Genomic DNA, 18,318 nt, shown 5'->3' on the forward strand with positions numbered 1-18,318 from the left:
GCGCCGCCCCGCGTACCCCGGCCCCCCGGGCGCCCGTGTGAGACACCTCACGGACGGCCGCCCGGGCCCGGGAATGCGGCACCCGGCATGTGTGTTGTGGGGAGCGTCCGCAGATACGGCCGGCAAGCACGACGAGAGGAAGTCCGCCCCATGGGTTCGATCGAGTGCCCCGCGCGCCCGCAGACCACCGGATCGGAGTGGTCGCGCGTCACGCTGGCCGCGCCCGCGTCAGCTCGGGCGGCGGCGGGAGCCGATCGTCGTCTATCCTCCGATTCGAGCGGGACCGGTCTTGGTTCCGCGACGTCGCTGGAGGAGGTGGGTCCGGTCACTGGGACCGACGCAGGGACCGACGACGGCCGTGCCGGGAAGCCGGAGGAGGTGCGCGCGACCGAGACCGCGGCCGAGCGCAGCGCGCGTTTCGAGCGGGACGCCCTCCAGTTCCTCGACCAGATGTACTCCGCCGCGCTGCGCATGACCCGTAATCCGGCGGACGCCGAGGACCTGGTGCAGGAGACGTACGCGAAGGCGTACGGCTCGTTCCACCAGTTCCGCGAGGGCACCAACCTCAAGGCATGGCTCTACCGGATCCTCACCAACACCTTCATCAACTCGTACCGCAAGAAGCAGCGCGAGCCCCAGCGCAGCGCTGCCGAGGAGATCGAGGACTGGCAGCTCGCCCGCGCCGAGTCGCACATGTCCACCGGTCTGCGCTCCGCGGAGTCGCAGGCGCTGGACCACCTGCCCGACTCGGACGTGAAGTCCGCGCTGCAGGCGATTCCCGAGGAGTTCCGCATCGCGGTCTATCTCGCGGACGTCGAGGGGTTTGCGTACAAGGAGATCGCGGACATCATGGGTACACCCATCGGCACGGTGATGTCCCGCCTGCACCGCGGTCGTCGTCAGCTGCGCGGCCTGCTGGAGGACTACGCCCGCGAGCGCGGGCTGGTTCCCGCAGGGGCCGGCGCCGCGTCGAGTGAGTCGCACGATTCGAAAGGCTCGGGCTCATGAGCTGCGGAGACCCACACGAGACTGACTGCTCGGAGGTGCTCGACCACCTCTACGAGTTCCTCGACCGGGAGATGCCCGAGGGGGACTGCGCCAAGTTCGAGGTGCACTTCGACGAGTGCTCCCCGTGCCTGGAGAAGTACGGACTGGAGCAGGCCGTCAAGAAGCTCGTGAAGCGCTGCTGCGGGCACGACGACGTTCCGTCCGACCTGCGGTCCAAGGTCATGGGCCGGATCGAACTGGTCCGGGCGGGGGAGACCCTGCCGGACCGGTCGGTGATGGAACAGCACATCGCGGACCGCGAGGCGGCCGAACCGGGCGAGGCGGACGCGTCCTCCGGCCCGGCGACCGGCCCCTCGACGGCCACCGCCCGCGCCGACTCGGCCTGAGGCCGTAGCCGGGCCCCGTCCGGCGCCCGCTTCCCGGCGCCCACGCGTGACATCCCCGCGCGGTCCTCTGCTGCCCGGGGTTCCCCGAGCCGGACGGACACACCTGAGCGTCCGCGGCCGGTGCACGAGCGCCTGCCGTTGCGGAAGCGGCAGCCGGGTCACGCAACCGTCGGCCGGTGTGCGAGCGGCAAGCCGGTACATGAGTGCTGGTCGTCGGCGATCCCGATCCGCTCCGGCCGCCGTGGCAGGGCGGCAGCGAGCAGCTCCCAGGTGCCGAGCACGCAGAGTGCTTCACCGGGGCGGTGTCCGCGCGTCCTGCGGTGACCGAGCCGTATCCGAGCGCGCCCGGTGCCACCCCGGGCGGCCTTCGGGCGTCCGGGGCGCCCGGGACGGTGGCCGCGCGCCCAGCCGAGTCACGGCCCGCAGTGGTGTCCGAGGCGGCACCCGGCCGGCCCGACGGGGTCCTTCCGGTCCCGCGACCAGTCGGTCCGGTCCTCCGCAACCGGTCCCGTCACGACAGCCGGTCCCGCGACCAGTCGGTCCGGTCCACCGCAGCCGGTCCCGTCACGACAGCCGGTCCCGCGACCGCAGCGGGTCCGGTGCGGTCCACCGCAGCCGGTGCGATCCGGCACGGCGTCCGCGTCCACGTTCACGTCCACGTCCGCGTACGCCTGCGGCTTCGGCAGCGCCTCGCGCAGCGGTGAGCGCCAGGCGGACTCCGCCCGAGGCGGCGGCGAACGGGACTCGGCGCCCCGGTGTTATTCGGGCTGAGGGCCGACACTTCACCCGATGGTGCGAATCCCGGCCTGCCCGGACGGGCCAACGCACGGTTTCTCCCCCCCGCGCTCCGGGCGCGGTCCTATTCTCCCCACCCTGGCCCCCTCGCACAGGCGCGCGCAGGGGATCGCGGGGAGGAGACCCGATGCGAGTCGTGCCGCCGGGGGCGTGCGCGTACATCCTGTGCGCCGTGCTCGCCGCGGGGCTCTGCGCGGCTCCCGCCGTGCGCCCGGACGCCGGCACTCCGTGGGCGGCCGTCGCGCTGCTCGCCTTCCTGTACGCGGTCTGTGAGCAGCTCACCCGGTGTCCCCTCATGGGGCACCGGGCGCCGGCCGACATGGGTTCGTTCGTACCGGTCCTGCTGGCCGGGACGTTTCTGCTGTCCCCCTCGGCGGCGGCCCTCGTCGCCGTCCCCGGTGCCCTCGCCGGCCGCGTCGGGCGCCGTCCCGCGTGGCCGCGCCGCGTCTGGCACGCCGCCCAACTGGCCCTCTCCGCCTTCGCCGCCGGGCACGTCTTCCGCGCGCTGGCCCCCGGCGGCGGCGGACGGCCGGTCGAGGCCGCCGACTTCCCGTACGCGCTGCTGCCCGCCGTCGCCGGCGCGCTGGCCTTCTGCTGCGTGCTCGGCCTGCTGGAGTGCGGCGTTCTGGTGACGGCCGAACGGATGCCGGCCGGCACCGCCTGCGCCGGGCTGCCGCGCACCGTGGCGCCGTATCTCGCGCACGGCCTCGCCGGGTTGCTGATGTCCGTCCTCTGGCTCAGTCCGTACGGCCCGGTCGCCGCCCTGCTGGTGCTGCTGCCGATGTACATCTCCTGCTGGATGTACGCGCAGTACCACCGGGAGCGCACCGCACACCGGTCCACCATCCGGGCGCTGGTCCAGGCGGTCGACATCAAGGACCGCTACACCCGGGGCCACGGCGAGCGCGTGGGCCGCGCCTCCGCCCTGATCGCCGGTGAGCTGGGCATGGCCGACGACCGGCTGGAGGCCGTGCGCTTCGCCGGACTCCTGCACGACATCGGCAAGCTCGGGGTGCCCACTCGGCTGCTGCGCAAGGACGGCCCGCTGACCCCCGAGGAGCGCCGGGTCATCGAACTCCACCCCGAGTACGGCCACGAGATCGTGCGCGGCATCGCCTTCCTGGAGGAGGCGCGGGCCGCGATCCTGCACCACCACGAGCGGCTGGACGGCAGCGGATACCCGTACGGGCTCTCCGGGCACCGGATACCGGAGTTCGCGCGGGTCGTCGCCGTCGCCGACGCCTTCGACGCGATGACCTCGAACCGCTCCTACCGGCGCGCGCGGCCGGTGGAGGCCGCGGTCACCGAACTCCGGCGCTGCGCCGGAACGCAGTTCGACCCGCGCATGGTCCGCGCCCTGGCCCGGGCGATCGACCGCCACGGCTGGCACCCGGCGGTCACCGCCGACATGCCGCCCCGGCCACCAGCCGCTCCGGATCCCGGCCGGGAGGCCCCTGAGGAGCCCGGCCGGGAGGCCACCGCGGGACCCGGCCGGGATCCCGGGCCGCAGCCCAGCAGCTCCGGCCCGCATCCCAGCAGCCGGAAGTCCGGGGCGCATCCCAGCAGCCGCCATCCCGGCCCGCAGCCCAGCAGCCGGGGGTCCGGCCCGCAGTCCGGCTGGAAGCCCGGTCCGCCCGCCGTTCCGGATCGCAGCCCGGACCTCAGCCCGGACCTCAGCCCGGACTTCAGCCCGGACCTCAGCCCGGACCTCAGCCCGGACTTCAGCCCGGATCGCAGCCCGGACCTCAGCCCGGACCTCAGCCCGGGCCTCAGCGCGGACCGCAGCCCGGACCGCAGCCCGGATTCCGGCCGGCCCTCCGCTCCGGATTGCGGCCCGCCCTCCGCGCAGGAGTCCGCCCCGGATTCCGCCCCGTCCCCCGCTCCACCCTCCGTCCCGGAGTCCGTTCCGGATCCCGTCCCGGAGTCCGTTCCGGAGGCAGGTCCGGCCACGCCCGGCCGGCATTCCGGCCCGGAGCCCGCCCGCGGTGCCGTGATCCCGCGAGGGCGGGGCCGCCGCCCCGCGGGCGCCTCCTCCGAGGACGGCCACCGGTGAGAGCGGTACCGCGGAAGGCCCCGGCCGAGCCGTCCCCGGAGGGGGACACGCGGCCGGAGGCCGGGCCGGACCGTCGCCGGCCCCGCTCCCTGCCCCGCCTCTCCTTCCCGGTCCTTCTGCACACCGCGGCAGCCCTGGCGGCCGCCTGCGCGCTGGCCTGGACGCTCCGGCAGGGAATCGCGTACCCGGGAACGGCACTGGCCTTCGGCCTGCTGATCGCGTCCGGCGAGTTCCTCCGGTGGGGGCCGGCCCACCGCGAGGCCGCTCCGCTCGGTGCCGCCGGGGCCCTCGCGTACGCGCTGCTCGGCGAGGTCGGCGGGGAACCGGGCGGACCGGGGGTGGGGCAGGTGGTCGCCGTGGTGCTCGCCGCCGGCCTGGCCGGGACCGCCCCGCACGTGGCCCTCGGCCGGGAACCCGTCCCCGACCAGCTGTCCCGGCGCGTGCTGTGCGCGGGCTTCGCCGCCACCTGCTACCAGCCGCTGCACAGCTCCGGCACGCTGGGGGAGTGGACCGGCCACGGCCCGTACCACGCCCTCTTCCTGCTCCTGCTGCTGGTCCTCACCGCCCTCTGCGACGCGTTGCTGTGCGCGCTGCTGTCCCGCTCCCGCACCGGCTGGCCGCTCGGCCCGCTGCTGCGCGAGGAACTGCGGGCGCTCGTGGGGATCGGCTCCGCGATGTGCGCGACCGGCGCGGTGATGGCGCTCGCGGTCGCTGTGGCGGGGCTGTGGGCGCTGCCGGTGATCTGCCTGCCGCTGCTGCTCTCGCAGTTCGCCTGCCGCCGTTACGCGGCCGTGCGGGCCACCTACCGGCAGACGATCACGTCCCTCGCCCGCGCCACGGAGATCGCGGGCTGCACCCCGGCCGGCCACGCGCGGCGGGTCGCCGAACTGAGCCGGGCCACCGGGCGCGAACTGGGGCTGTCCGAGCCCGGCCTCACCGTCCTGGAGTACGCGGCGCTGATGCACGACATCGGCCGGCTGTCGATGCCGGATCCGGCCCCCGGCGGGGAGGCGGGGCCGCTGACGGCGGAGCAGCGGCGCAGGGTCGCCCGGCTCGGCGGCGCGGTCGTACGGCAGACGGGCGTGCCGGAGGAGGTCGCGGTCGTGGTGGAACGGCTCGGGGACCCGTACCGCGAACAGCCGCTGCCCGCGCGCGTCATCCGGGCGGTCGACGACTTCGACACCCTGGCGTGCGGCGGCGGGCCCGTGGCGGGCCCGCTGAGCGCCCTGGAGGGGCTCCGGCTGGCCACGGCGGAGACGTACGAACCGCGGGTGGTGGAGGCGCTCGCCCGGGCGCTCGCCCGGAACGGCGCGCTGCTCTAGCGGTCTCACCCCGACCCCGACCCCGACCCCGACGCTGATCCCGATCCCGATCCCGATCCCGACCCCGTTCCGGACCGGCCCCGGCCCCGGCCCCGGCCTCGGCCTCGGCCGACCCGGGTCCGTCCCCCGGCCCCGGCTGCCCCCGGTCCGGACCGGTCCGGCCGACCTCCCCGCCGCCGCTCGCCGCCCCCGCTGCGGCCGCCGTACGGCCTCCCGTCCCGGCCCCTCCAGGTGACCGGTCGGTAAGGAGCCGTCCGTCACAGCCGCATGGTTGGATGCGGGAAGAAGCAGGGGGTTGGGGCGCCTTTTACATGGCAAGGAGCAGGGAAGCACCTCCGGCGGCGCCCGGGGGTGCGGAGTCCGGCCGTGGGGGCCGGGCTGAGACGTCGGACGAAGTGTGGCAGGTTGTCCTCAAGGAGGACGGCACACCTCTCAGGTGCAGGATCGTGGCCGGCCGCGGCGGGCGGTCAAGGACTCGGAGACAACCGGCAGGCGGGAATCGTGAGGATCTTCGGCAAGGTACGGCATCGGCCCTCCGCCTCGTGGCGGCAGGCGACGGACCGCGCTTTCACGCTGATCGGCGACGGTCGGTACGAGGACGCGGGCACCCTTCTCACCCGCGCCGCCGACCTGGAGCCCTGGATCTCGGAGTCCTGGTTCAACCTCGCCCTGCTGCACAAGTTCCGGCACGACTGGGAGCAGGCGCGCACCGCGGGCCTGCGCGCCGTCGCCCTGCTCGACCGGGAGACCGGCGCCCCGGACTGGTGGAACGTCGGCATCGCCGCCACCGCGCTCCAGGACTGGCCGCTGGCCCGGCGCGCCTGGCAGGCGTACGGCCTCAAGGTGCGGGGCGACCAGGGCGCCGAGGCGCCGGTGGACGAGCCGGTCGGGATGGATCTGGGCAGCGCGGCGGTGCGGCTGTCGCCGGAGGGCGAGGCCGAGGTGGTCTGGGGACGCCGGCTGGACCCGGCGCGGATCGAGGTGCTGAGCATCCCGCTGCCGTCGTCCGGCCGCCGCTGGGGCGAGGTCGTGCTGCACGACGGTGTGCCGCACGGCGAGCGGACCACGGCCGCCGGTCCCTCGTATCCCGTCTTCGACGAGATCGAGCTCTGGGCGCCGTCCCCGGTCCCGACCTGGGTGGTGCTGCTGGAGGCGGCGACGGAGGCGGACCGGGACGCCCTGGAGCGGCTCGCGGCGGACGCCGGTTTCGCCGCCGAGGACTGGTCGTCGTCGGTGCGGCTGCTGTGCCGGACGTGTTCGGAGAGCCGGATGCCGAGCGACGAGGGCGAGGGCGGCCATCTGGACCCGCACGACCACAGTGAGCCGGGGCACCCCGGCCCGCTGGGCCACCGCACCTCGGGCGACCTGTGGGTGGCGGAGCGCGAGTGCGGCATAGCCGCCCCGGCCGGCCTCGTGCGCGGACTGCTCGACGGCTGGGTCGCGGACAGCCCGGACACCCGGGCGTGGCGGGATCTCGAAGAGGTCTGCTGAGCGCGCTTCCCGCGGCCCGTACCCTGTACGGGCAGCAGCACGAGGGTTCACAGGGAAGGCTTACGGCGGACATGGCGACGCAGCAGGACAGCGGGCAGCAGGTGGCGGGCGGGAAGGCGTCCCCGGACACCGCGGAGGCGCCGGAGTTCACCGACGACACGGTGGACGCCGAGGAGCGCGAGGCGGCTCACCGCGCGCGCGGGACGGTCCGGCCGATCACCGTCGTCGGCAATCCCGTGCTGCACAAGCGGTGCCGGGACGTCACCGAGTTCGACGACGGGCTCGCGCAGCTGATCGACGACATGTTCGCCAGCCAGCGGGCGGCGGAGGGCGTTGGGCTGGCAGCCAACCAGATCGGCGTGGACCTGCGCGTCTTCGTCTACGACTGCCCGGACGACAACGGTGTCCGGCATGTCGGCGCGATCTGCAACCCGGTGATCGAGGACCTGCCGGCCGAGCGCCGGGTGCTGGACGACTCGGGCGAGGGCTGCCTGTCGGTCCCGACGGCGTACGCCGAGCTGGCGCGGCCCGACTACGCGGTCTGCCGCGGCCAGGACGCCCGCGGCAACCCGATCGCCGTCCAGGGCACGGGCTACTTCGCCCGCTGCCTCCAGCACGAGACCGACCACCTCAACGGCTATCTCTACATCGACCGGCTCTCCAAGCGGGAACGCAAGGAGGCCCTGCGGCAGATGGCGGAGGGCACCCCGCGGTACGAGACGGTGCCGAACGACTGAGCGGAGCGGCGGCGTCCACCGGCCGCCGGAAACGGGCCTCACTGCGCGCCGGCAAGGCTGAGCGGCCCTCCCGGCGCGCCGACCAGGCTGTGATGCGGCCCTCATTGCGCGCCGGCCAGGCTGAACGCCCCCCCGCACCGGCCGGGCTGGAACGACCCTCCCCGCGCCCGTCACACGGCTCACCCCCGCGCGCCCGACGAGGCGTCACGCGGCGTCACACCCGCGGGCCCGACGGCGTGTCACACGGCGTCACACCCGCGCGCCCGACGGGTCGTCACACGGCGGCGGCATCCTTCGCGGATTCCGCCGCCTTTTGTTCGTCTTTCGTACGGTTGACGCGCGTTGAACGGCCCGCCAATCTCGTGGGTGTCACTTTTCACCGGTGACTCGGACCGCGTACCGGTGACCCCGACCGCAGGGAGGCCCCCGTGCCCAGACGCGCCACACGACTCCTGCTCACGTTTGTCATGCTCATGGCTGGCTTGACGGCCGGCACCATCGCCACCGCCGGCACCGCCCACGCCGACGGCTGCTACACCTGGTCCCGCACCCTCTCCCAGGGAGCGTCCGGGGCCGACGTGACCCAGCTCCAGATCCGCGTCGCCGGCTATCCCGGCTACGGCGGCGTCCTGGCCCTCGACGGCTCCTACGGCCCCGCGACCGCCGCCGCCGTCAAGCGCTTCCAGCAGGCGTACGGTCTGAGCGCCGACGGCGTCGCCGGCCCCAACACCTTCGCCAAGCTCTACGAACTGCAGGACAACGACTGCACCCCGGCGCACTTCACCTACGCCGAGATGAACAAGTGCAACAGCGACTGGTCCGGCGGCAAGGTCTCCGCGGCCACCGCCAAGTCCAACGCGCTGCGGACCATGTGGAAGCTGGAGGCGCTGCGGCACGCCCTCGGTGACAAGGCGATCAACCTCAGCAGCGGCTTCCGCTCCGTCTCCTGCAACGCGGCCGTGGGCGGCGCCTCCAACAGCCGTCACATGTACGGGTACGCCATCGACCTGGTCGGCTCGCACTCCTTCTGCACCCTGGCCAAGCAGGCCCGCAGCCACGGCTTCAACACGATCCTCGGCCCGGGCTACCCGGACCACAACGACCACGTGCACCTGGATCACAGCAGCAGCCGCTTCTGGTCCGCGCCCAACTGCGGTATCTGAGCACCCCGCAGCTCACCCCGAACCCCGCGAGGGCCGCCCGGCAGCAGCCGGGCGGCCCTCCGCGCGCGGTGCGGCGTTCGCGTCGGCGCCTGTCACGCCCCGGGCGTCAGCTCGCAGGTGAAGGCCCACAGGGTGAAGCCCGGCAGCGGGTCCCAGTCCCGCTCCGGCGCCCGCTCGAAGCCCAGCCGCCGGTACAGCCGGTGCGCCGCCAGCATCTGCTGCTGGCTGCAGATCGCCACCCGGGCCGCCCCCGCCTGCCGGGACCGGTCCAGACAGGCGCGCACCAGGGCCTCGCCCGCGCCCCGGCCCCGGGCCTCGCGGGCGACCGCGAGCATCCGGAACTCGGCCTCCCCGTCACCCGCCAGGTCCGCGTACGGGCTTCCCGGCAGCACATGGGAGACACAGCCGAGGGGCGTGCCGTCGGACCGGTCGGCGGCGACCAGGATCTCCGCGTGCCGGGCCCGCCGGGCCACGTCGCGCAGCTCCTGCAGATAGGCGTCCGCCTCGCCGAAGGTGAGCAGGCCGTCACCGAGATAGGCCCGCGCGGTCAGCTCCCCGAGGGAGGCGTACTCCTCGGGGCGGGCCGTACGAATCGAGATGTCCATGCGAGCAGTGTGGTCCCCGGGAACGGCGACGGCCCCGCCTTTTCGGGCGGGGCCGTCACCTGCGGCGCCACGCGGGCGCCGTCCGTGCCTCAGCAGCAGCGGAAACCCTCACGGGGGTCGGCCTCGCGGGCGTCCGTGCGCTGCCGCTCGAACTCCCGGCGGCTCAGCACCTCGGCGCACGGGTCGTGCTTCCGCGCGTGCTCGACGTACCGGTCGTACACCGCCTCGCCGGAGAGTTCCCGCCAGAACCGGCGGAAGCGGGCGGCGGAGCCCCGGACGGACGCCGGGCGGTTCACGACGAACTCCCCGCGCCCGCGCTCTCCTTCCGCAGTCCGCCCTCGCTGCCGAGGCCGGCCTCGGCCAGTTCCGCCTTCTCCTCGGCGGTCGGCCAGAGTTCGGCCGGGGCGACGTACCGCGACTCGACGTACGGCGCCTCGTCGAGCCGGGTCTCCGCCGGATTGCGGATCGCCTTGACGCAGACCCGGGTCGCGTCCGCGAGCACGAGGATGATCAGGACCGCGAAGAGCGCCGAGAGCACGCCGTCCACCGTGCAGTTGGTGACGACGGTGTGCATGTCGTCCATGTTCTTCGCGGGGGCCAGGACCTTGCCGTCGTCGATGGCCTGCGCGTAGACGTCGCGCTGGGCGAAGAAGCCGATCTTCGGGTCCTCGGAGAAGATCTTCTGCCAGCTGGCGGTGAGGGTCACCGCGACGTCCCAGCCGAGCGGGATGGCCGTGATCCACGCCCACTTCAGCCGTCCGGACTTGATCAGCAGGGTGGTGGCGACGGCCAGCGCGACGGCGGCCAGCAACTGGTTGGCGATGCCGAACAGCGGGAACAGCTGGTAGATGCCGCCCAGCGGGTCGTGCACGCCGACCCACAGGAAGTAGCCCCAGGCGCCGACGACGACCGCGCTGGCGAACCACAGGCCCGGCTTCCAGCTGACGTTCTTGAACGGCTTGTAGACGTTGCCCAGCATGTCCTGGAGCATGAACCGGCCCACGCGGGTGCCGGCGTCCACCGTGGTGAGGATGAACAGCGCCTCGAACATGATCGCGAAGTGGTACCAGAACGCCTTCATCCCGTGGCCGCCGACGACCTGGGAGAAGATCTCCGACATGCCGACCGCCAGCGTCGGCGCGCCGCCCGTCCGGGACAGCAGCGATTCCTCCTCGACGGCCTTCGCGGCCGCCGCGAGCTGGTCGGGCGTGATGCTGTAGCCGAGGTTCGCGACCGCCTCGGAGGCGGACTGCACGCTGTCGCCGATGACACCCGCCGGGGCGTTCATCGCGAAGTACAGGCCCGGGTCGATGATGCAGGCGGCCACCATCGCCATCACGGCGACGAAGGACTCCATCAGCATCGAGCCGTAGCCGATCATCCGGACCTGCGTCTCCTTCTGGATCATCTTCGGGGTGGTGCCCGAGGAGACCAGGGCGTGGAAGCCGGAGAGCGCGCCGCACGCGATGGTGATGAACACGAAGGGGAAGAGCGAGCCGGCGAAGACCGGCCCGTCGCCCCGCGAGGCGAAGTCGGTGACCGCGTCCATCTTCATGTTCGGCAGGGCGATGACGACGCCCAGGGCGAGCAGTGTGATGGTGCCGATCTTCATGAAGGTCGACAGGTAGTCGCGCGGTGCCAGCAGCACCCACACCGGCAGCACGGAGGCGACGAATCCGTACACCACCAGCCAGATGACCAGCGCGCCCGGCGACAGCGTGAAGGTGTCGGCCCAGGACGACTCGGCGACCCAGTTGCCGGCGACGATCGCGACGAGCAGCAGCGCGACGCCGATGACGGAGACCTCGGTCACCCGGCCCGGGCGCAGCACCCGCAGATAGAAGCCCATCAGGAAGGCGATCGGGATCGTCATCGCGATGGAGAAGGTGCCCCAGGGCGACCCGGCCAGAGCGTTGACCACGACCAGGGCCAGCACCGCCAGCAGGATGATCATGATGGCGAAGACGGCGATCAGCGCGGCGGCGCCGCCGACCGGGCCGATCTCGTCCCGGGCCATCTGACCGAGCGACTTGCCGTCCCGGCGCATCGAGAAGAACAGGGTGACCATGTCCTGGACGGCGCCGGCGAAGATCACGCCGACGATGATCCAGATGGTGCCCGGCAGATAACCCATCTGCGCGGCCAGCACGGGGCCGACGAGCGGTCCCGCGCCCGCGATGGCCGCGAAGTGGTGGCCGAGGAGCACCCGGCGGTCGGTGGGGTGGAAGTCCACACCGTTGTCGAGCCGCTCGGCCGGGGTGGCGCGGTTCTTGTCCGCTCGCAGCACGCGGGTGGCGATGAAGCGGGAGTAGAACCGGTAGGCGATGGCGTACGAGCCGAGCGCGGCGGCGACCATCCAGGCGGCCGACACCTCCTCGCCGCGCGACAGCGCCAGCATGGCCCACCCGGCCGCGCCGACCAGCCCGACGAGCGTCCAGATGGTGATCGACTTCGGGGTGAGGCGGCCTCTGGGCGCACTCGGTGGGGCGGCTGGTTCTGCTGTCTCAGGCATGTCGGCGGCTCCGTGTCTTCGCTGGCTGCTGCGTGATCTCCTTCGTTACGCGCAGGGAAATCTAGGCCAGGGTTCCGGGAGACGTCACTAGGCGTCCGCATACCGGTACGGACACGGTGCCGAAAGCGCAGGTCAGACCCCCGGTTCCGGAGGCTGCCGAAGGGGTCTGCGGGGGCCGGGCGGGCCTGTGCCGTGGCGTCGCGCGCCCGCCCCGGGCGGGGCGGCCTGTGCGGGCGGGGCGGCCTGTGCCGGGCGGCGCGGATTGTGCAGGGCGGCGGGGCCTGTGCGGACGCGCGGCTTGTGGCGGGCGGCGGCTCGGTGCGGGCGCGCGGCCTGTGCCGGGCGCAGCGGTCCCGCCGTCCGCCGCTACGCGCTGGGCCGCTTGAGCCGGGCCACGAACTTGTAGCGGTCGCCGCGGTAGACCGAGCGCACCCACTCCACGGGCTCGCCGTCCGCGTCCAGCGAGTGCCGGGACAGCAGCAGCATCGGCAGGCCGACGTCCGTGCCGAGCAGGCTCGCCTCGCGCGGGGTCGCCAGTGACGTCTCTATCGTCTCCTCGGCCTCGGCCGGCCGGACGCCGTAGACCTCGGCCAGCGCGGTGTAGAGGGAGGTGTACTTCACCAGGCTCCGGCGCAGCGCGGGGAACCGCTTCGCCGACAGGTGCGTGGTCTCGATGGCCATCGGCTCGCCGCTCGCCAGCCGCAGCCGCTCGATGCGCAGCACCCGGCCGCCGGGGTCGAGGTCCAGCAGCCCGGCGAGCCGGTCGTCCGCCGTGACGTAGCCGATGTCCAGGAGCTGCGAGGTCGGTTCCAGCCCTTGCGCGCGCATGTCCTCGGTGTACGAGGTGAGCTGGAGCGCCTGCGAGACCTTCGGCTTGGCGACGAAGGTGCCCTTGCCCTGGATGCGTTCCAGCCGGCCCTCGACGACCAGTTCCTGGAGGGCCTGCCGGACGGTGGTGCGCGAGGTGTCGAACTCGGAGGCGAGGGTGCGCTCGGGCGGGACCGGAGTGCCGGGCGGCAGGGTCTCGGTCATCTCCAGCAAGTGCCGCTTGAGCCGGTAGTACTTGGGCACGCGCGCGGTGCGCGTGCCGGCCGCCGGGGCGTTCGCCCCGCCCGCGGGGGCACCGTCGGTCTCCATCAGCCTTCCCGGCTCCTGTCCTGCTGCCGTCACCGGCTCCTCCGTACGTCGCGGCTCACATGGTGGCACGGCCGGGCGGCCGTGACGCCCGCTTCACCGCGCGGCCCGCGGGTGTCGGTCCGGTAACGGAGCCGACAGCCCTTCTTATACACCTCTTGACACCCCTAAAGGTCTAGGCCAAGCTGCGGGAACTGGTCTAAACCATTAAAGACCACATCCGGTTTCTTGGGGAGCGTGCGGTGAAGCGTGGACTCAAAGCGGCGGCAGGCGTCGCGGCATTGCTGATGGGGGCCGCGGCCTGCGGATCCGGCGGCGACGACGGGAAGACGGCCGGGGCGGACGGCTTCAAGGGCGAGACCCTGACGCTGTGGGCCATGGACGGCTCGACCCCGCCGGGCTGGACCAAGGAGGTCAAGCGGGAGTTCGAGCAGAAGACGGGCGCCAAGCTCAAGCTGGAAGTCCAGCAGTGGAACGGCATCCAGCAGAAGATCACGACCGCCCTCTCCGAGTCCGACCCGCCGGACGTCATCGAGATCGGCAACACCCAGACCCCCGCGTACGCCATGACCGGCGGCCTCGCCGAACTCGGCGACCTCAAGAAGGAGATCGGCGCGGACTGGAACGAGTCCATCAACGCCTCCTCCGTCATCGAGGGCAAGCAGTACGCCGTGCCGTGGTACGTCGCCAGCCGCGTCGTCGTCTACAACAAGGAGATCTGGGCGGAGGCGGGCCTCAAGGGGACCCCCAAGACCCGCGACGCGTTCTTCGAGGCCCTCGGGGCCATCGAGAAGAAGACGGACGCCGAGCCGATCTACATGCCCGGCCAGAACTGGTACTTCTTCGACGGCCTCACCCTGGGACAGGGCGCCGACCTGGTGAAGAAGAAGGGCGACACATGGGTGTCGAACCTCGCGGACCCGAAGGTCGGCGACGCCATGGAGATCTACAAGAAGTACGCGGACTTCAGCGACGCCCCCAAGGACAAGGACGAGGCGACCCCGCAGCAGGCGGAGGTGTTCGCCAAGGGGAAGACCGGCGCGATGATCGGCATGGGCTGGGAGGCCGCCACGGCGATCGAGGCCAACCCGGAGATCGAGAAGCACATCGGCTACTTCACCATCCCGGGTGAGACGGCGGAGAAGCCCGAGGGAGTCTTCCTCGGCGGCTCCAACCTCGCCGTCGCGGCCGGCAGCGAGAAGCAGGAACTGGCCAAGGAGTTCCTGCGCATCGCGCTCTCCGACAAGCACGAGGGAACGCTCGCCGAGGAGGGCGGCGTGATCCCGAACAAGGACGCGCTCCAGGAGCGGCTCGAGGGCAACCCGGCCGCGCAGGCCGCCGCGCCCGCCGCATCCACCTCCGGCGGCACCACCCCGCTGATCCCCGAGTGGGCCGCGGTGGAGAACCCGCCGAACCCGATCAAGACGTACATGACGGCCTACCTCAAGGGCGCCTCGCACCAGGAGGCGGCCGCGCAGGTCGAGGACGAGCTGAACAAGCGCCTGGCGCAGAAGCAGTGAGCCCCGCGGCCGCCGTACGGGGTGCCCCGGCCGGGGACCACACCGCCCCGTACGGCGGCCGCGCGCAGTGAACCGCCCCGCGCGGGCCGGAACCGGAGAAGAAGAGGAACCGATGGCAGTGCAGTTGGACGAGGCCGCGGTGCGGGCCACGCCCCCCGCCCCTCCGGACGGACCCCCGTCCCCCGCGCCCCGCCGCTCCCGCGGCGCCGGGCGGCTGCCCTGGCTGCTGCTCGCGCCCGCCCTCGGCGCCACCGTGCTGCTGCTCGGCTGGCCGATGGTGAAGAACGGCATGCTGTCGTTCCAGAACCTCAACGCCCGGCAGCTGATCCTGCACCTCACCGAGTGGACCGGCTTCGACAACTACGGTGACGCGCTGGGCAGCGAGCACTTCTGGCGGGTCACCGTCCGCTCGGTGCTCTTCACCACGGTCAACGTCGTGCTGATCATGCTGGCCGGAACGCTGACCGGACTGCTGCTGGCACGCCTCGGCCGCCGGATGCGGCTGCTGCTGTCGGTCGGCCTGGTGCTCACCTGGGCGATGCCGATCATCGCGGCCACCACCGTCTACCAGTGGCTGTTCGCCCAGCGCTTCGGCGTCGTCAACTGGCTGCTGGACCACCTCGGCTGGCACAGCATGGCCGACTACAACTGGACCGGCAGCCAGTTCTCCACCTTCTTCGTGGTCACCGTGCTGATCGTCTGGCAGTCCGTCCCGTTCGTGGCGCTGAGCCTCTACGCCGCGACCACGACGATCCCGAAGGAGCTGTACGAGGCGGCCGCGCTGGACGGCGCCGGGGCCTGGAAGGCGTTCGTCTCCGTGACGTACCCCTTCATCAAGCCGTTCCTCTTCGCCACGACCTTCCTCGAGGTCATCTGGGTCTTCAAGGCCTTCCCGCAGATCTACGCGATCGGCCAGGGCGGCCCCGACCGGCTCACCGAGACCCTGCCGATCTACGCCTTCGTCGAGGGCATCGGCAACCAGCACTTCGGCATGGGCGCCGCGATCTCCCTGCTCACCATCCTCATCCTGCTGGCCCTGATGTCGTACTACTTCCGCCTCGTGCTGAGGCAAGAGAGGGACGAGTCGTGAAGCGATCTCTCCTCGGCCGCCTCTGGCCCAACGCGACCGCTCTCGTCCTCTTCGTCTGCTTCGCCTTCCCCGTGTACTGGATGTTCGCCACCGCGTTCAAGCCGACCGGCGACATCATCACCGAGGACCCGGTGTGGTTCCCCACCGACGTCACGCTGGAGCACTTCGGCACCGCGGTGCGCGCGGACCACTTCTGGACACTGGTCCGGAACTCGCTCACCGTCACCCTGCTCGCGGTGGGGCTCTCCCTGCTCATCGCGCTGTTCGCGGCCTTCGCGATCGCCCGGACGCGCTTCCGGGGCCGGCGGAGCGTGATCCTGGTGTTCATGATCGCCCAGATGGCGCCCTGGGAAGTCATGGTCATCGCGATCTACATGCTGGTGCGGGACGCCGAGATGCTGAACAGCCTCGTCCCGCTCACACTCTTCTACATGGTCATGGTGCTGCCGCTGACCGTGCTGACCCTGCGCAACTACATCGCCGCGGTGCCCAGGGAACTGGAGGAGTCGGCCATGGTGGACGGCTGCTCCCGGACCGGGGCCTTCGTCAAGGTGATCTTCCCGCTGCTCGCCCCCGGGCTGATGGCGACCTCCCTCTTCGGCTTCATCACCGCCTGGAACGAGTTCCCGATGGTGCTGATCCTCAACAAGGACGCCGAGGCGCAGACCCTTCCGGTGTGGCTCTACCAGTTCCAGACGGCCTTCGGCGACGACTGGGGCGCCACCATGGCCGCCGCCTCGCTGTTCGCCCTGCCGATCCTCGTCCTCTTCCTGTTCCTGCAACGCAAGGCGGTCGGCGGTCTCACCGCCGGCGCGGTGAAGGGATAAGCCGCTCATGACAGCTCTGGCCTCCGGCAATGTCGTCGACACGCTGAACCGCGACGCGCTGGCCGTCCTCCAGCCGGGATTCACGGGCACCCGGGCCCCCGACTGGCTGCTGCGCCGGCTCGGCGAGGGCCTTGCGTCCGTCGGCCTCTTCGGCCGCAACATCGACTCGCCCGAACAGCTCGCGGAACTCACCGCCCGGCTCCGTGCCGAGCGCGGCGAACTCCTCGTCGCGGTCGACGAGGAGGGCGGTGACGTCACCCGGCTGGAGGCGCGCACCGGCTCCTCCTTCCCCGGCAACCTCGCGCTGGGCGCGGTCGACGACACCGAGCTGACCCGGGCCGTCGCCCGCGAACTCGGCCACCGCCTCGCCGACTGCGGCGTCAACCTCAACTGGGCGCCCTCGGCCGACGTCAACTCCGACCCCGGCAACCCCGTCATCGGCGTACGGTCCTTCGGCGCCGACCCCGCCCTCGTCGCCCGGCACACCGCGGCCTATGTCGAGGGGCTCCAGTCCGCCGGCGTCGCCGCCTGCACCAAGCACTTCCCCGGGCACGGCGACACCAGCGTCGACTCGCACCACTCGGTGCCCCGCATCGACGCCGCCCTGGAGACGCTGCACGCCCGCGAACTCGTACCGTTCCGGGCCGCGGTCACCGCCCGCACCAAGGCCGTGATGAGCGCGCACATCCTGCTGCCCGCGCTCGACCCGGCGCGGCCGGCCACCCTCAGCCCGGCGGCGCTCGCGGGCCTGCTGCGCGCCCCCGTGGCGGACGGCGGCCTCGGCTTCCAGGGCCTCGTCGTCACCGACGGCATGGAGATGCGGGCGATCTCCGCCGGCTACGGCATCGAGCGCGGCAGCGTGCTGGCCGTGGCCGCCGGGGCGGACGCCATCTGCGTCGGCGGCGGTCTCGCCGACGAGGAAACGGTGCTGCGGCTGCGGGACGCCCTCGTGGCGGCCGTCCGCAGCGGCGAACTGCCCGAGGAGCGGCTGGCCGACGCCGCCTCCCGGGTGCGGGCCCTGGCGGAGTGGGCCGCGGACACCCGGCGGGCCGCGGCCCACTCCGGGCGCAACGGCGTCCGCGGGCCCGTGACGCCGCGCGACCCCGAGGTCGGCCTGGCGGCCGCCCGGCGGGCGCTGCGCGTCACCGTGCGCGAGGGGGCGTACGAGCCGATGACCACGCCCCCGTACGTCGCCGCCTTCACCCCGGTGGCGAACATCGCGGTCGGTGACGAGACGCCCTGGGGGATCGCCGCCGAACTGGAGCGTCTGCTTCCGGGCACCACGACCGGCACCTTCGGCCCCGCCGGCGGGGCCGCGGACGAAAGCGCCCCGGAGCGGGCCGGCGGGGCAGCGGCAGCCGCGTCCGCCATGATCGAGAGTGTGCTCGCGGCGGCGGCGGACCGTAGGATCGTCGCAGTGGTACGCGACGTCCACCGGCACCGCTGGATGGGGGACGCGCTGGACGCCCTCCTCGCCGCACGCCCCGACACGGTCGTGGTCGAGATGGGACTGCCCGGCGCGGCGCCCGCGGGAGCGCTGCACATCGCCACCCACGGCGCCGCCCGCGTCTGCGGACGGGCCGCCGCGGAGGTCGTCGCGGGCGGGCAGGCCGAGGGCTGACGCCGCCGGACGGGGAACCGGCGGCCGAGGGCCGCCGGCCGGCCCTCCGGCGAG

14 protein-coding genes and 1 pseudogene are annotated in these 18,318 nt (G+C 73.0%); 11 read left to right on the forward strand and 4 right to left on the reverse strand.

The genetic code is table 11. The features are described 5' to 3' along the window. Positions 1-315: 315 nt before the first annotated feature. The 7 genes and pseudogenes from GCU69_RS29805 to GCU69_RS29835 all read left to right on the forward strand — a co-directional run bounded on the left by GCU69_RS29805 (position 316) and on the right by GCU69_RS29835 (position 8,955). Positions 316-1,008, forward strand: a complete 693-nt coding sequence (locus tag GCU69_RS29805; RefSeq protein WP_218038003.1) for a sigma-70 family RNA polymerase sigma factor — start codon at positions 316-318, stop codon at positions 1,006-1,008. Further along, complete coding sequence (gene rsrA / locus GCU69_RS29810) at positions 1,005-1,394, forward strand: mycothiol system anti-sigma-R factor (RefSeq protein ID WP_098749993.1); 390 nt, start codon at positions 1,005-1,007, stop codon at positions 1,392-1,394. The genes GCU69_RS29805 and rsrA overlap by 4 nt, the downstream gene beginning before the upstream one ends. 922 nt (positions 1,395-2,316) lie before the next feature. Continuing rightward, positions 2,317-3,717: pseudogene (locus GCU69_RS29815) on the forward strand (HD-GYP domain-containing protein); the annotation flags it as partial. Between the two features lie 614 nt (positions 3,718-4,331). Beyond that, positions 4,332-5,564 carry an HD-GYP domain-containing protein gene (locus GCU69_RS29820; RefSeq protein ID WP_156207767.1) on the forward strand — a complete coding sequence of 411 codons (1,233 nt, stop codon included), beginning with the start codon at positions 4,332-4,334 and terminating at the stop codon, positions 5,562-5,564. A gap of 501 nt (positions 5,565-6,065) precedes the next feature. Further along, positions 6,066-7,055 (forward strand): tetratricopeptide repeat protein, encoded by a 990-nt coding sequence (locus tag GCU69_RS29825; protein ID WP_098749997.1) that lies wholly within the window; start codon positions 6,066-6,068, stop codon positions 7,053-7,055. Positions 7,056-7,126: 71 nt separating this feature from the next. Continuing rightward, entirely contained in the window at positions 7,127-7,792 is a 666-nt protein-coding gene (gene def / locus GCU69_RS29830) for a peptide deformylase (RefSeq protein WP_098749998.1), read from the forward strand. 428 nt (positions 7,793-8,220) lie between these two features. Then, positions 8,221-8,955, forward strand: a complete 735-nt coding sequence (locus GCU69_RS29835) for a D-Ala-D-Ala carboxypeptidase family metallohydrolase (RefSeq protein ID WP_235978792.1) — start codon at positions 8,221-8,223, stop codon at positions 8,953-8,955. 92 nt (positions 8,956-9,047) lie between these two features. On the opposite strand, the gene GCU69_RS29840 is transcribed toward GCU69_RS29835, so the two are convergent. The 4 genes from GCU69_RS29840 to GCU69_RS29855 form a co-directional block, all read right to left on the reverse strand. After that, a complete protein-coding gene (locus GCU69_RS29840) occupies positions 9,048-9,560 on the reverse strand; it encodes a GNAT family N-acetyltransferase (protein WP_156207755.1) in 513 nt (170 codons plus the stop codon). An 89-nt stretch (positions 9,561-9,649) separates the two neighbouring features. After that, positions 9,650-9,856 (reverse strand): YbdD/YjiX family protein, encoded by a 207-nt coding sequence (locus GCU69_RS29845; protein WP_156207756.1) that lies wholly within the window; start codon positions 9,854-9,856, stop codon positions 9,650-9,652. Then, positions 9,853-12,072: a carbon starvation CstA family protein gene (locus GCU69_RS29850; protein WP_098750002.1), complete on the reverse strand. Its 2,220-nt coding sequence runs from the start codon at positions 12,070-12,072 to the stop codon at positions 9,853-9,855. Before GCU69_RS29850 ends, GCU69_RS29845 begins: the two co-directional genes overlap by 4 nt. A gap of 366 nt (positions 12,073-12,438) precedes the next feature. Beyond that, the gene (locus tag GCU69_RS29855) at positions 12,439-13,209 is read right to left on the reverse strand and encodes a GntR family transcriptional regulator (RefSeq protein ID WP_098750003.1); all 771 of its coding nucleotides are present in this window, start codon (positions 13,207-13,209) and stop codon (positions 12,439-12,441) included. Between the two features lie 239 nt (positions 13,210-13,448). On the opposite strand from GCU69_RS29855, the gene GCU69_RS29860 reads away from it, so the two are divergent. The 4 genes from GCU69_RS29860 to GCU69_RS29875 all read left to right on the forward strand — a co-directional run bounded on the left by GCU69_RS29860 (position 13,449) and on the right by GCU69_RS29875 (position 18,264). After that, on the forward strand, positions 13,449-14,726 hold the full coding sequence (locus tag GCU69_RS29860; RefSeq protein WP_098750004.1) for an extracellular solute-binding protein: 1,278 nt from the start codon (positions 13,449-13,451) through the stop codon (positions 14,724-14,726). 112 nt (positions 14,727-14,838) lie between these two features. Then, positions 14,839-15,816, forward strand: a complete 978-nt coding sequence (locus tag GCU69_RS29865) for a carbohydrate ABC transporter permease (RefSeq protein ID WP_156207757.1) — start codon at positions 14,839-14,841, stop codon at positions 15,814-15,816. After that, positions 15,813-16,643 carry a carbohydrate ABC transporter permease gene (locus GCU69_RS29870; RefSeq protein ID WP_098750006.1) on the forward strand — a complete coding sequence of 277 codons (831 nt, stop codon included), beginning with the start codon at positions 15,813-15,815 and terminating at the stop codon, positions 16,641-16,643. Before GCU69_RS29865 ends, GCU69_RS29870 begins: the two co-directional genes overlap by 4 nt. 7 nt (positions 16,644-16,650) lie before the next feature. Then, on the forward strand, positions 16,651-18,264 hold the full coding sequence (locus tag GCU69_RS29875; protein WP_098750007.1) for a glycoside hydrolase family 3 protein: 1,614 nt from the start codon (positions 16,651-16,653) through the stop codon (positions 18,262-18,264). Positions 18,265-18,318 lie beyond the last annotated feature (54 nt).

This window comes from Streptomyces lycii (assembly GCF_009735685.1).
GTDB classification, from domain to species: domain Bacteria; phylum Actinomycetota; class Actinomycetes; order Streptomycetales; family Streptomycetaceae; genus Streptomyces; species Streptomyces lycii.

Excerpts from the sequence above, each read along its gene's own strand:
- GCU69_RS29865 (WP_156207757.1), top strand. The coding sequence starts at position 14,839 with ATGGCAGTGCAGTTGGACGAGGCCGCGGTGCGGGCCACGCCCCCCGCC.
- GCU69_RS29875 (WP_098750007.1), top strand. The coding sequence starts at position 16,651 with ATGACAGCTCTGGCCTCCGGCAATGTCGTCGACACGCTGAACCGCGAC.
- def (WP_098749998.1), top strand. The coding sequence starts at position 7,127 with ATGGCGACGCAGCAGGACAGCGGGCAGCAGGTGGCGGGCGGGAAGGCG.
- GCU69_RS29850 (WP_098750002.1), bottom strand. The coding sequence starts at position 12,072 with ATGCCTGAGACAGCAGAACCAGCCGCCCCACCGAGTGCGCCCAGAGGC.
- GCU69_RS29855 (WP_098750003.1), bottom strand. The coding sequence starts at position 13,209 with ATGGAGACCGACGGTGCCCCCGCGGGCGGGGCGAACGCCCCGGCGGCC.
- rsrA (WP_098749993.1), top strand. The coding sequence starts at position 1,005 with ATGAGCTGCGGAGACCCACACGAGACTGACTGCTCGGAGGTGCTCGAC.
- GCU69_RS29840 (WP_156207755.1), bottom strand. The coding sequence starts at position 9,560 with ATGGACATCTCGATTCGTACGGCCCGCCCCGAGGAGTACGCCTCCCTC.